An 11,995-nucleotide genomic window follows, 5' to 3' on the forward strand; every position below is an offset into this window, starting at 1 on the left:
CGCATCGCGTTCAGGGCTGGGCTCCAACAACCACCGTCACCATGCGGTCCGGCTGCAGCACGCGAGCAAACGCACGGCGGATGTCGGCCACGCTCACGCGCTCCACCTGCTGGGTCCAAGTGTCCAGGTAATCCAGCGGCAGGCCGTTCCAGCCGATGTTGGCCACGTTGTCGAGCAACTTGCGGTTGCTGTCGATACGCAGTGAAAAGCCGTTCACCAGAAACGCCTTGGCCGCCACCAGCTCGGCCTCGGTGGGGCCCTGCTCCACGAACTGCTTCACCACGTTGCGCGACACCTCCACGGCCTGGGCGGCCTGGTCGGGACGCGTGGTCAGGCCGATCTGGAAGGCCCCGGCATGTCGGCCCGGCGCGAAGTAGCTGAACACGCTGTAGCTCAGGCCACGCTTCTCACGCACTTCGGTGGTCAGTCTCGAAACAAAACCACCGCCGCCGAGGATGTAGTTGCCCACGAAGAGCGGAAAGAAGTCGGGGTCGTTGCGCGCAATGCCGGGCTGGCCGATCGACACCTGGGCTTGGGCGGCGGCGAACGGCAGACGCTCGTCGATCGCGCGCTCCAGCGCCTGCACCTGCGGCACAGCCGGCAAAGGCTCGCAGCCGTGCGCTTTCAGCGGTGCCATGAACCGACCCACGATGGCGTCGGCCTGTGCGCGGTCGATCGCGCCCACCAGCGTCACCTGCGCGCGGCAGGTGACCACGTGTCGGCGGTAGAAGGCCTGCATGTCGGCCACGCTGATCGCGTTGAAGGTGGCAGCGTCGGGTTGGTAGCCATAGGGGTGCGGTCCGTAGACAGCGCGCGCAAACGCGCGGCCGGCCTGCGTGCCCGGCCGGTTTTCGGCTTCCTTGAGCGAGGCCAGCACACGCTCGCGGTCGCGTTGCCACACCGCTTGTGGCCAGGCCGGTGCCGCAATCTGGCGGGCGGCCAAGGCCACGGCGCGCTGCAGCAAATCAGGCTCGGTCAGCGTGCGAAGCGACAGCGTGAAGCGGTCGGCGCTGGCCTGAGCCCCGAACTGCGCCCCGAGATCCACCCAGGCTTCGCTGAGCTGGTTTTCGTCCAGCGCGGGCAGGCCCGGCTGCGCGGCAACGCCGCCCGAAAGCAAACCCGCCGTTGCGCTGGCCAGACCGGCCTGCGCCGCCGGGTCGCGCCGGCTGCCACCGTCGAAGTCGAGCTGAACGTCCAGCATGGGGATGGACGGGCTGGCGACGAGGTACACGCGCGCGCCGCTGCTGTGCGTCCAGTGCTCGATGGGAATGGCCGCCTGCGCGGTGTTGAACACGCCGGCGAGCAGGACAGCCAGCACAGCGGTGGTGCGGAACAGTGTTTTCAGAATGGCCTTCATTTCTGCCCCCCCTCGGGCACCAGCACCGCGGTGGTGAGCTGCTGATCGGAGAAGTAGCGTTGCGCGACCGACTGCACCTGCGCAGCCGTCACCGCCTTCAGGCGGTTCATCAGGCGGTCCCCGGTGTGGATGTCCAGGCCGTTGGCCCAGTAGCTGCCGAGTTCCTGCGCCTGGTTGAACACCGAATCAAGTTTGTAGACCTCGCCCGCCGTCCACTGCGTCTTGACACGGCGCAGCTCGGCTTCGCTGATGCCCTCGCGCGCAATGCGCTCCACCTCGGACTTGAGCGCTGCGGCGGCCATCTCCGGTGTGACGCCACGCGCCGGCACCGCGCTCAGCGAGAAGAGTTGGGGACCGCGCCCCATCAAACCGTAGGAAGCGCCTGCGCTGTCGGCGATGCGTTTGCCCCCGGTCCCCTGGCCTTGCACCAGTGCGCGGTCGAGCCGGGCGCCGTTGTACCCGTCGAGCACGGCCGACAAGACCGTCAAGGCCAACGCGTCCTGGCTGGACTTGCTTTCTTCGGCGGCGCCGCTCCAGCGCGGCACCTTGTAGCTCAGCGCCACCAGCGACTGGTCGGCCACGGCGCGGTACTCCATGCGGCGCGGACCCGACTGCGGCGGTTCCTCGCGCGGCTTGCGCGCGGGCAGCGCGCGGGCAGGAATGGGACCGAAATGTTTCTCGGCCAGCGCACGGGTCTGCGCCACGTCCACGTCGCCCGCGATCACCACGGCAGCGTTGGCTGGCGTGTACCAGCGCTGGTGGAACTCGCGCGCATCGTTGGGCGTCATGGCCTCGATGTCGCTCATCCAGCCGATGATGGGCCGACGGTACGGGCTGGCCTGGTAGACCATGGCGTTCATGGCTTCGAACATGCGCGCGCGCGGCGACTCTTCGGTGCGCTGGCGGCGCTCTTCCTTCACCACCTCGATCTCGCGCTTGAACTCGTCGTCGCTCCACCGGTTGTTGGCAAAACGATCGGCCTCCAGCTTCATCACGGACTCCAGCGCCTGCGCCGGCACCTGCTGGTGGTAGGCCGTGGCGTCGCGGCTGGTGAAGGCGTTGTCGCGCCCGCCCAGGGCCGCGATGCGGCGCGAGAACTCACCCGGTTTGAGGTCGGGAGTGCCCTTGAACATCATGTGTTCGAGCACATGGGCCACGCCCGAGGTGCCGTCCACCTCGTCGATGGAGCCCACCCGCACCCACAGCATGTGGGCCACGGTGGGAGCGCGCCGGTCGGGCCGCACGATCAGCGTCATGCCGTTGGAGAGCGTGAAGCTCTGGGCCACCGGGTTGGCGGAAGTCGGGCTTGAAGACTGTGCCGACGACCCGAAGGCCGCGAAAGCCAGTGCGATGGACAGTGCGGCGCGGCGCCCGTCCGGCAGGTTCAGAGTGCGTTTCATAGAATGCAATGGATTCTAGAGATGGACAAATGTTCTCGTTCTTTCGCAAAAAAGCCCCCACCGAGCCCTCACCGGCGATTCCCACGCCCGCCACAGTCACGCCTGTGGTGGCTACCCCCGTCGAACCGCCCCCCCCGCCACCTGTCGCCGCACCCGTGCGCCAGGGCTGGCTGGACAAGCTCAAGAACGGCCTGCGCAAGACCGGATCGAGCATCACCACGGTCTTCACCGGCACACAGATCGATGACGCGCTGTACGAAGAACTTGAAGCCGCGCTGCTGATGGCCGACACCGGCATGAAAGCCACCACCCACCTGCTGGCGGACCTGAAACGTCGGGTGAAGGAAAGCAAGACCACCGACCCCGCCGCGGTCAAAGGCCTGTTGGCCGATGCCATCACCGCTCTCTTGATGCCGCTGCAAAAGCCGCTGGTGATCGGTGAACACAAACCCACCGTGATCATGGTCGCCGGCGTGAATGGCGCGGGCAAGACCACCTCCATCGGCAAGCTCACGCGGCACCTGGCGCAGGGCGGCGCCACCGTGCTGCTGGCCGCGGCCGACACCTTTCGCGCTGCCGCGCGCGAGCAGCTCGCGGTGTGGGCCGACCGGAACACGGTGGAGATCATCACGCAACAAGGCGGCGACCCGGCTGCGGTGAGCTTTGACGCGGTGACCGCCGGGCGCGCGCGTGGACGCGACGTGGTGCTGGTCGACACCGCCGGGCGCCTGCCGACCCAGCTGCACCTGATGGAAGAGCTGCGCAAGATCAAGCGCGTGGTGCAGAAGGCCGATCCAACCTCACCGCATGAAGTGCTGCTGGTGATCGACGGCAACACCGGGCAGAACGCCTTGATGCAGGTGAAGGCCTTCGACGAGACCCTGGGGCTCACGGGTCTCATCATCACCAAGCTCGACGGCACGGCCAAGGGTGGTGTGATCTGCGCAATCGCGCGCGAAAAGCCGGTGCCGATCTATTTCATCGGCGTGGGTGAAAAGCTGGAAGACCTGGAAACCTTCAACGCGCGCGAGTTTGCGCAAGCGCTGTTGTCCTGAGCGCTCAGCTCTCGTTGTCGGAGTAGTTGCGCCACTGACCCATGGCGTTGCGCATGGTGAGCAACTGGCGCTCGAAACGCGGACAGGCCTGGCACATGGCCATGTGCAGCCGCAGGGCCATGCGCTCCACCAGCGGCAGGGCGCGGTCTTCGCGCGCGATGAGCAGCGCGGAGACCTCCTTGCAGGTGCGGCGCAGCGGATAAATCGGCTTCATGGCGTGTTGGGGCGGGCAAACCAGTTGAGTTCAAGACATTCTCTCAACCGCAGCCGGGCCCGGTGCAGTTGAACGTACAGATTGGTCGGAGTCAGCGACAGTTCCTTACAGATGTCCTCGCTGGAGAGCTCCAGCCACTCGCGCATCAGGAACAGACGCCCCTGCACCGGGGGCAGCTTGTCGGTGCAGGCTTCCAGCACCTCGAAAAACTGCCGGCTGCTCAGGTCCTGCTCCGGGTTGCCCCACTCGGCGGGTTTCTCGGCGTAATGTCCATCGGCCTTGAAAGCCATGTGCTCCAGCGGATCGGCGCCCTCGTCGTCACTGTCGCTGGACAGGCACACCTCGCGGCTGTTCTGCCGCATCGCGTCGATGATCTTGTGCTTGAGGATCCCGACCAGCCAGGTCTTGAGCTGGGAACGCTGCTCGAAGCCTTGCGGTCGCGCAATGGCGGCCAGCATGGTTTCGGACACCGCGTCCTCGGCCCAGGCGTCGTTGCGCAGCTGCAGGCGCGCGAATTTGAGCAAATACACACGCAGATCGGCGACTTGTTGCTCGAACGACGGGGAGTTGGGCTGCGGCATGGGGGCTGAGTGTAATGAAACGGCGGACATGCCGACTGAAGACCACCCAGGAGGTTTCCATGTCACTGTTACCTGCACATTTCAACGCACGCCTCATCGCCCTGACCATCGCCACCGCCCTCTTTGCGCCAGCCACGCTGGCGCAAACGATCACCAGCACACCCCAGCAATTGCGCGGCAACACGCTCGAGGGCAAGTCCTTCGACCTGCAATCCTTGCGCGGCAGGGTGGTCATGGTGGTCTTCTGGTCCACCGACTGTGCTGTCTGCCGCGACAAGATGCCCGAGCTGCGCGCCAACGTCAAAGGTTGGGCGGGCCAACCCTTCGAGCTGGTCAGCGTGAGCACCGACCGCTTGCGAAGCAACGCAGTGAGTTACCAGCAACTGGTCAACGCCACCGTGCCGGCCAACCAGCGCTTCACCACGCTCTGGACCGGTGAGCCGCAGTACCGCGACAGCTTCGGCCCCACCGGCCAGTTGCCCGCGGCCTTTTTGCTCGACAAGAGCGGGCAGCTCGTGGAGCAGTACCACGGCCGCATTCCGCCCGAGGCCTGGGACCGCATCGCCGACCTGCTTTGAAGAAATTTTTCTGGGCGGCGTAAGAAAGCCCTTCACCGGCAGACCAATCCCCAACCCGCTGGTGGTGTGCCTCGACAGCCGAACCAGTGGGTTGTTCTTCAACTCTTCCATCCTTTCAGGAGCCTCCCATGAACCAACGCACCATGATTGCCGCCGCCGCCACTTCCCTGATGTCGCTGGCCCTGCTCTCGTCACCTGCCTTTGCGCAGAACGCCGCCAAGGAGAAGTGCTTCGGCATCGCCAAGGCCGGTCAGAACGACTGCGCCAACATCGCCGGCACCCACTCGTGCGCAGGCCAGTCCAAGGTCGACAACGACAAAGGCGAATGGAAGTACGTGCCCGCCGGCACCTGCCAACAGATGGGTGGCATTGGTCTGGACAAGGCCAAGATGGACATGAAGAAGTCCTGATCTCCCCACCTCTCTCAAGGCCAACCATGACCGCCGCCGACCCCTTCCTGCAGACCCACAAGGTCGCACCCGTGGGCATCGGCTGGCGGCACCCCCATCACGCCGAGCTGCTGCAGCGGCAGCCGGCCCTGGATTTCATCGAAGTCCACTCCGAGAACTTCTTTGCGCCCGGCGGCGCCGCCCGTGCGGTGCTGCGCCAGGGGCGTGAGCACTATCCCGTGAGCCTGCACGGCGTGGGCCTGTCGCTGGGCTCGGCCACCGGCATCGACGAGGCACACCTTGATCGGCTTGCGGCCCTGGTGGCCGAGATCGAGCCGGTGCGCGTGAGCGACCACGCCTGCTTTGCGCGCGGCAGCCTGTCCTCCCGACCCGGGCACGCGGTGCACGCCTCCGACCTCCTGCCCACCCCCTTCACCCGCGAGGCGCTGGACGCGATGTGCGCCAACGTGCAGCGCGTGCAAGACCACCTGCAGCGCCCGATCGCGGTGGAAAACCTGTCGGCCTACCTGCGCTGGCAAGCGAACGAAATGGGCGAGCCCGAGTTCCTCAACCAGCTGGCCCGGCGCACCGGCTGCCATCTGCTGGTGGATGTGAACAACATCTATGTGAACGGCCTCAACGACCGGCTTCAGGGCTCGTTGCGAGAGCCTTTGGCCGCTTGCCGCGACTGGCTCGAAGCCCTCGAGCCAGACGCTGTGGCCGAGCTGCACCTGGCCGGCCACGTGGACTGTGGCGACATCGTGATCGACGATCACGGCAGCCGCGTGGTGCCCGCGGTGTGGTCGCTGTACCGCCACGCGCTGGAGCGCTTTGGCGCCGTGCCCACGCTGATCGAGTGGGACACCGATGTGCCCGACCTGCAGGTGCTGCTCGACGAGGCGGCCACGGCTCGCGAACACACCAGCCGCGCGCTGGACACGGTGGCCGCATGAACACCCTGATGCTTCAACAGCAGAGCCTGCTCGACGCGCTGTTCGCGCGGCCCGGGAGCCCACGGGCCACCGGCGCCCCGCACCACCTGCACACGCGACTTGAAACGCACGCGTCTCGCGGCTTCATGGCCTACCAGGCCAACGGCCACGCGCTCGCCGAACGCAGCTTGATGGCCGCCTACCCGGTGATCGCGCAACTGATCGGGCGCGACAACTTCAACGCCCTGGCGCGCGACCTCTGGCACAGCGAACCTCCGCGCTGCGGCGATCTGGCGCAGTGGGGTGATGCCCTGCCCGTCTTTCTCGCCAACAGCGAACAGCTTGCGGAGGTGCCCTACCTGCCCGACGTGGCGCAGGTGGAGTGGGCGCTGCACCGCGCTGCGGGCGCGCCCGATGCAGAGCCCGACATGGCCAGCTTCGCGCGCCTGTCCAGCGAAGACCCGGAATCCCTCACGCTGCGCCTTGCACCCGGCACGGCCCTCATCCCCAGCGCCTGGCCGGTGGTCAGCCTGGTCACCGCGCACACCACCGGTGAGCCCACCCTGGCCGAGGCGGGCCAGCGCGTGCGCGACCGCGTGGGCGAGACCGCCGTGGTCTGGCGCCAGGGATGGCGTCCGTGTGTGGCGGCCTGTCCCGCCAACGCGCTCGGCCTGCTGCCGGCGCTGCTGCGCGGCGCGGCCCTGACCGACGCGCTGGGCCAGGTCCCGGCCGACTTCGACTTCTCCGACTGGCTCACCCAGGCCGTGCACAGCGGCCTGGTGCTCGGCGTGGCCAACACATCACCCCAAACCCTGAACACCCCACACACGGAGGACAACCCATGAGCACACCCACCCTGCTGCAGCGCGGCCACGAACTCTGGTCTCTCGTCACACAGGCGCTCAACGCGGCGCAACCGCTGGCCGCGCTCGCGGCGCGCGTCTACCTGGCCCAGGTGTTTTTCCTCTCGGGCCTGACCAAGATCCGCGACTGGGAGACGACCCTGCTGCTGTTCACCGAGGAATACAAGGTGCCGCTGCTGTCACCGCAGCTCGCGGCCATCTCGGGCACGGCGGGTGAACTGGTCTTGCCGGTGCTCTTGCTGCTCGGCCTGGCGGGGCGCTTTTCGGCGCTCGGGCTGTCGGTGGTGAATGTGGTGGCGGTGGTCAGCCTGGCCGAGATCGCACCCGCCGCGCTGCAGCAACACATCACCTGGGGTGTGCTGCTGGCGGCGCTGGCGATCTACGGTGTCGGCAAATGGTCGGTGGACGGCCTGTGGATCCAGCCTCGCCTCAACCGCACGGCGGCAACGGGCATGGCCTTGAACTAAGCTCCTCCCGGTCCATCGAAAACCATCGAATCCCACGGAGACAACACCTTGCCCCAGCACCCCACCGCCCACCTGTCACGCCGCCAACTGCTGCTCGCCGCCGGCGCAGCGTCTCTGTCGCCCGCTTGGGCCCAGTCGACCTGGCCTGCCATCGAACAGGCCGCGCGCGGCCAGACCGTGTTCTGGAACGCCTGGGCCGGCAGCGAACAGACCAACGCCTACCTGCAGTGGGTGGCGCAGCAGGTGCAAACTTCTCATGGTGTGAAGCTGCAGCACGTGAAGATCACCGACACGGCCGACGTGGTCAAACGCGTGCGCGCCGAAAAGGCCGCAGGCCGAACGGCGAGCGAGGGCACGGTGGACCTGGTGTGGATCAACGGCGAGAACTTCGCCGCCATGAAACGCGAAGGCCTGCTGTTCGGCCCGTGGGCCGAAACCCTGCCCCACTTCAAGCTGGTCGACGTGGCCGGCAAGCCCACCACACTCAACGACTTCTCCGTGCCCACCGACGGCATGGAGTCGCCCTGGGGCATGGCGCAGTTCACCTTGTTCGCCGACAGCAAGCGCCTGCCGCAGCAGCCGCAGAGCATGCAGGCCCTGCTGACGCTGGCGCGCGCCCAGCCCGGGCGCATCACCCACCCACGCCTGCCCGACTTTCACGGCACCACCTTCATCAAGCAGGCGCTGGTGGAGTTCGCGCCCGATGCCAAGGCGCTGGCACAGCCCGTGACCGACGCCGCCTTCGCCACGCAGACCGCCGCACTCTGGCCATTTCTTGACGCGCTGCGCCCGCACCTGTGGCGCGCGGGCAAACAGTTTCCGCAGAACGCGGCCGCCGTGCGCCAGATGATGGCCGACGGTGAACTGCTGCTGGCCATCACGTTCAACCCCAACGAAGCCGCCAACGAGATCGCCGCAAAACGCCTGCCCACCTCGGTGGTGAGCTGGCAGTTCGAGAAGGGCACGATCGGCAACACGCACTTCGTGGCCATTCCGTACAACGCGCGCGCCAAAGCCGGCGCACAGGTGGTGGCCAACTTCCTGCTCTCACCCGCCGCCCAGGCGCGCAAGGCCGACATCGCGCACTGGGGCGACCCGACCGTGCTCGACGTGGCCCGCCTCCCGGCCGCCGACCGTGCACTGTTCCAGACCGGCAACCAGCCCGGCCTGGTGGCCAAGGGCGCGCCCACGCTGCCCGAACCCCACGCCTCGTGGGTCGATCCGCTGGAGAAGGAGTGGGCGCGCCGCTACGGCGTGTGATGCGCTTGTTGTCCCACGCCTCGTTTCGGCGCCTGGGTGCAGGCGCCCTGCTGGCGCTGGCCGCCGTGCCGTTGCTGTGGACCGCGCTCGAAGCGCTCAGGACCGGCAGCCACTCCGCGGCCTGGCGCTCACTCGCGCAAGACCCGGCGCTGGTCCACGCCGCGCTGCTCACCCTGTGGACCGGCCTGGCCTCCACGCTGCTGGCCTGGTGGGGCGCGGCCGCGCTGCTGGCGCGCGGCTTCGTGCGCCAGCGCCTGGCACGCCTGCTGCGCGGCCTGCCGGTGATGCTGGCCACACCCCACGCCGCGCTGGCCATCGGCTTCCTGTTTCTGCTCGCGCCCAGCGGCTGGCTGCTGCGCGCGCTGTCGCCCTGGCTCACCGGGTTTGACAGCCCGCCGCCCTGGCCCACCACACAAGACCCCTGGGGCCTGGGCCTGATCGCAGCCCTCGTGATCAAGGAGATCCCGTTCCTGCTCTGGACCGCCGCCACCCAGCTGCAGCGCGACGACGTGCGCCAGCGCTGGCGCGCCGAACATGCCCTCGCTCAAACCCTGGGCTACGCGCCGCGCCGCGCTTTCTGGCTGGTGCTGTGGCCGCAGCTCGCCACCCGCCTGCGCTGGCCGCTGCTGGCGGTATTGGCTTATGGGCTCACGGTGGTGGACATGGCCCTCGTCATCGGCCCGGCCTCCCCGCCCACGCTCGCCGTGCTGGCCTGGCAGTGGCTGCAGGACGCCGACCCGGCCACCTACACCCAAGGCGCGGCCGCAGGTGTGTTGCTGGCGCTCATGGTGCTGGCCTGCAGCGCGTTCTGGCTGGGTGCGCAGCGCCTGCAACGCCAGGCGCTGGCGCATGGCCATGGCGTTCGCGGCTCGACCGCACGCACACCGGGCACTGACATCGGCCTGTGGCTGCTGGTGGGTGTGTACGCCGCCGTGCTGCTGGCGCTCGCCGTGGGCAGCGTCAGCGGTGTGTGGGCGTTTCCCGCCGTGTGGCCGCAGTCGTTCACCAACGCTGCCTGGGCGCAGGTGATGCAGAGCAGCGGCACCGTGCTCACCACGCTGTGGCTGGCAGCGGGCAGCAGCGCGGTGGCGCTGCTGTGGAGCGTGGCCTGGCTCGAACTCGCGCCGCGCCGCTGGGACGACGCCCTGCGCCCACTGCTGTACCTGCCGCTGGTGCTGCCCGCCGTGTTGTGGGTGGTGGGCCTGTATGGCGTGGGCCTGCAGCTGCGGCTGGAAGGCCAGGCCAGCGGTCTCTTGATCGCGCACACGCTCATGGTGCTGCCCTATGTGTTGCTCGCACTCAGCCCCGCCTACCTCGGCTTCGACCCGCGCTACGCCCAGCTCAACGCGAGCCTGGGCCGCTCGGGCTGGGCGTTCTTGCTGCGCGTGAAATGGCCGCTGCTCAAACGCGCGCTGGCCTCGGCCGCCGCCGTCGGGTTTGCGGTGAGCGTGGCGCAGTACCTGCCCACGCTCTACGTGGGTGCCGGTCGTTTCGCCAGCGTGACCACCGAAGCCGTCACACTGGCGTCCGGTGGCCAGCGTTCGCTCACCAGCGCCTACGCCGGCCTGCAGCTGGCCTTGCCGATGCTGGCCTTCGCACTGGCCGCCTGGCTGGGCCGCCCCCGCCGATTCACCCACCCTGTTGCATGACGCTCGCCGTTCACATCCACCGCCTCGCCACCCGCGACCACACGCTGGTGCAAGACCTGCGCTTCGACGTCGCTGCGGGTCACACCCTCACGCTGATGGGGCCCAGCGGCAGCGGCAAAAGCTCGGTGCTTGCGGCCATCGCCGGCACGCTGCACAGCGTGACCGAAGGCAGCGAGGCCCTGCAGTTCGAAGGCACGGTGACGCTGGACGGGCGCGACCTCACAAAGCAGCCCACCGCGCAGCGCGGCATCGGCCTGCTGTTCCAGGACGACCTGCTGTTCGCCCACATGACGGTGGCCGAGAACCTGCTGTTCGCCGTGCCCGCCGGCCCGAAGCGCGAGCGGCTGGCGGCGGTGGCGCAAGCGCTGGACGAAGCGGGCCTGGCCGGCTTCGGCGCGCGCGACCCGGCCACGCTGTCGGGCGGTCAGCGCGCCCGTGTGGCGCTCATGCGCGCCCTGCTCGCACGCCCCAAGGCCTTGCTGCTTGACGAGCCCTTCTCCAAACTCGACGCCGCGCTGCGTGACCAGTTCCGCGCCTTCGTGTTCGAGCACCTGCGCGACAGCGGCGTGCCCGCCGTGCTGGTGACGCACGATGCGGCCGACGTGGCCGACCCGGCACTGGTGGTGGAGCTCGGCCGTGCTGGATAGCGCCATTCAACGGGTCTTGAAGCCGGTGCTCACCCGCGTGGCCCACACCCTGGTGCGTGTGGGCATCGGCGCCGACGCGCTCACCTTCATCGGCTTCGCGATCGGCATGGCCGCAGCCGCGGCCATCGTGTTCCAGCACTTCATGGCCGGCCTGGTGTTGTTGCTGCTCTCGCGACTCATGGACGGCCTGGACGGCGCGGTCGCCCGACTGACCCAGCCCACCGACCGGGGCGGCTTTCTCGACATCACGCTGGACTTTCTGTTCTACGCGGCCATCCCGCTGGCGTTTGCCGTGGTCGACCCGGCGCAGAACGCGCTGCCGGCCGCCGTGCTGCTGGCCAGTTTCATGGGCACGGCCAGCAGCTTCCTGGCGTTTGCCATCGTGGCCGCCCAGCGCGGCCTGACATCCACCGCCCTGCCCGACAAGAGTTTCTACTTTCTGGGTGGACTGACCGAAGCCACCGAGACCATCGCGGCGTTTGTCGCCATGTGCCTGTGGCCACAGTGGTTCGCGCCCATCGCCTACGGCTTTGCGGCGCTGTGCGCCATCACCACGGCGTTGCGCATCGGCTGGGGCTGGCAGCGTTTCAAGTGACCGGCACC

Annotated in this window: 14 protein-coding genes; 10 read left to right on the top strand and 4 right to left on the bottom strand. The window is 68.2% G+C overall.

Annotated features, from left to right (window positions below; genetic code table 11):
• Window positions 1-10: 10 nt before the first annotated feature.
• Together BSY239_RS14630 and BSY239_RS14635 are read right to left on the bottom strand one after the other, a co-directional pair.
• Entirely contained in the window at window positions 11-1,357 is a 1,347-nt protein-coding gene (locus BSY239_RS14630; protein WP_069047434.1) for a M16 family metallopeptidase, read from the bottom strand.
• Window positions 1,354-2,757 carry a M16 family metallopeptidase gene (locus BSY239_RS14635; protein WP_083239993.1) on the bottom strand — a complete coding sequence of 468 codons (1,404 nt, stop codon included), beginning with the start codon at window positions 2,755-2,757 and terminating at the stop codon, window positions 1,354-1,356. Before BSY239_RS14635 ends, BSY239_RS14630 begins: the two co-directional genes overlap by 4 nt.
• A gap of 29 nt (window positions 2,758-2,786) precedes the next feature.
• Between BSY239_RS14635 and ftsY the strand changes: the two genes are divergently transcribed.
• A complete protein-coding gene (gene ftsY / locus BSY239_RS14640; RefSeq protein WP_069047435.1) occupies window positions 2,787-3,812 on the top strand; it encodes a signal recognition particle-docking protein FtsY in 1,026 nt (341 codons plus the stop codon).
• A gap of 4 nt (window positions 3,813-3,816) precedes the next feature.
• Here ftsY and BSY239_RS14645 read toward each other — a convergent pair whose 3' ends face one another.
• Both BSY239_RS14645 and BSY239_RS14650 read right to left on the bottom strand, forming a co-directional pair.
• Window positions 3,817-4,026: a zf-HC2 domain-containing protein gene (locus tag BSY239_RS14645; protein ID WP_069047436.1), complete on the bottom strand. Its 210-nt coding sequence runs from the start codon at window positions 4,024-4,026 to the stop codon at window positions 3,817-3,819.
• The gene (locus BSY239_RS14650; protein WP_069047437.1) at window positions 4,023-4,607 is read right to left on the bottom strand and encodes a sigma-70 family RNA polymerase sigma factor; all 585 of its coding nucleotides are present in this window, start codon (window positions 4,605-4,607) and stop codon (window positions 4,023-4,025) included. Before BSY239_RS14650 ends, BSY239_RS14645 begins: the two co-directional genes overlap by 4 nt.
• Window positions 4,608-4,666: 59 nt before the next feature.
• Between BSY239_RS14650 and BSY239_RS14655 the strand changes: the two genes are divergently transcribed.
• The 9 genes from BSY239_RS14655 (at window position 4,667) to BSY239_RS14695 (ending at window position 11,987) form a co-directional block, all read left to right on the top strand.
• Entirely contained in the window at window positions 4,667-5,185 is a 519-nt protein-coding gene (locus BSY239_RS14655) for a TlpA family protein disulfide reductase (protein WP_069047438.1), read from the top strand.
• A 128-nt stretch (window positions 5,186-5,313) separates the two neighbouring features.
• A complete protein-coding gene (locus BSY239_RS14660; protein WP_069047439.1) occupies window positions 5,314-5,595 on the top strand; it encodes a BufA1 family periplasmic bufferin-type metallophore in 282 nt (93 codons plus the stop codon).
• A gap of 26 nt (window positions 5,596-5,621) precedes the next feature.
• A complete protein-coding gene (gene bufB / locus BSY239_RS14665; RefSeq protein ID WP_069047440.1) occupies window positions 5,622-6,527 on the top strand; it encodes an MNIO family bufferin maturase in 906 nt (301 codons plus the stop codon).
• Entirely contained in the window at window positions 6,524-7,351 is an 828-nt protein-coding gene (locus BSY239_RS14670) for an HvfC/BufC N-terminal domain-containing protein (protein WP_069047441.1), read from the top strand. The genes bufB and BSY239_RS14670 overlap by 4 nt, the downstream gene beginning before the upstream one ends.
• Complete coding sequence (locus BSY239_RS14675) at window positions 7,348-7,836, top strand: DoxX family membrane protein (RefSeq protein WP_069047442.1); 489 nt, start codon at window positions 7,348-7,350, stop codon at window positions 7,834-7,836. Before BSY239_RS14670 ends, BSY239_RS14675 begins: the two co-directional genes overlap by 4 nt.
• 48 nt (window positions 7,837-7,884) lie before the next feature.
• Window positions 7,885-9,096 (top strand): ABC transporter substrate-binding protein, encoded by a 1,212-nt coding sequence (locus BSY239_RS14680; RefSeq protein WP_083239994.1) that lies wholly within the window; start codon window positions 7,885-7,887, stop codon window positions 9,094-9,096.
• Window positions 9,096-10,745, top strand: a complete 1,650-nt coding sequence (locus tag BSY239_RS14685; protein ID WP_069047443.1) for an ABC transporter permease — start codon at window positions 9,096-9,098, stop codon at window positions 10,743-10,745. The genes BSY239_RS14680 and BSY239_RS14685 overlap by 1 nt, the downstream gene beginning before the upstream one ends.
• Entirely contained in the window at window positions 10,742-11,392 is a 651-nt protein-coding gene (locus BSY239_RS14690) for an ATP-binding cassette domain-containing protein (protein ID WP_069047444.1), read from the top strand. The genes BSY239_RS14685 and BSY239_RS14690 overlap by 4 nt, the downstream gene beginning before the upstream one ends.
• A complete protein-coding gene (locus BSY239_RS14695; RefSeq protein ID WP_069047445.1) occupies window positions 11,382-11,987 on the top strand; it encodes a CDP-alcohol phosphatidyltransferase family protein in 606 nt (201 codons plus the stop codon). The genes BSY239_RS14690 and BSY239_RS14695 overlap by 11 nt, the downstream gene beginning before the upstream one ends.
• Window positions 11,988-11,995 lie beyond the last annotated feature (8 nt).

This window comes from Hydrogenophaga sp. RAC07, from assembly GCF_001713375.1.
Lineage (GTDB): Bacteria > Pseudomonadota > Gammaproteobacteria > Burkholderiales > Burkholderiaceae_C > Hydrogenophaga.

What these genes read in the sequence shown, in the direction of transcription:
- BSY239_RS14675 (WP_069047442.1), top strand. Translation starts at nt 7,348, where the DNA reads ATGAGCACACCCACCCTGCTGCAGCGCGGCCACGAACTCTGGTCTCTC.
- ftsY (WP_069047435.1), top strand. Translation starts at nt 2,787, where the DNA reads ATGTTCTCGTTCTTTCGCAAAAAAGCCCCCACCGAGCCCTCACCGGCG.
- BSY239_RS14685 (WP_069047443.1), top strand. Translation starts at nt 9,096, where the DNA reads ATGCGCTTGTTGTCCCACGCCTCGTTTCGGCGCCTGGGTGCAGGCGCC.
- BSY239_RS14630 (WP_069047434.1), bottom strand. Translation starts at nt 1,357, where the DNA reads ATGAAGGCCATTCTGAAAACACTGTTCCGCACCACCGCTGTGCTGGCT.
- bufB (WP_069047440.1), top strand. Translation starts at nt 5,622, where the DNA reads ATGACCGCCGCCGACCCCTTCCTGCAGACCCACAAGGTCGCACCCGTG.
- BSY239_RS14655 (WP_069047438.1), top strand. Translation starts at nt 4,667, where the DNA reads ATGTCACTGTTACCTGCACATTTCAACGCACGCCTCATCGCCCTGACC.
- BSY239_RS14660 (WP_069047439.1), top strand. Translation starts at nt 5,314, where the DNA reads ATGAACCAACGCACCATGATTGCCGCCGCCGCCACTTCCCTGATGTCG.
- BSY239_RS14650 (WP_069047437.1), bottom strand. Translation starts at nt 4,607, where the DNA reads ATGCCGCAGCCCAACTCCCCGTCGTTCGAGCAACAAGTCGCCGATCTG.
- BSY239_RS14635 (WP_083239993.1), bottom strand. Translation starts at nt 2,757, where the DNA reads ATGAAACGCACTCTGAACCTGCCGGACGGGCGCCGCGCCGCACTGTCC.
- BSY239_RS14670 (WP_069047441.1), top strand. Translation starts at nt 6,524, where the DNA reads ATGAACACCCTGATGCTTCAACAGCAGAGCCTGCTCGACGCGCTGTTC.
- BSY239_RS14690 (WP_069047444.1), top strand. Translation starts at nt 10,742, where the DNA reads ATGACGCTCGCCGTTCACATCCACCGCCTCGCCACCCGCGACCACACG.
- BSY239_RS14645 (WP_069047436.1), bottom strand. Translation starts at nt 4,026, where the DNA reads ATGAAGCCGATTTATCCGCTGCGCCGCACCTGCAAGGAGGTCTCCGCG.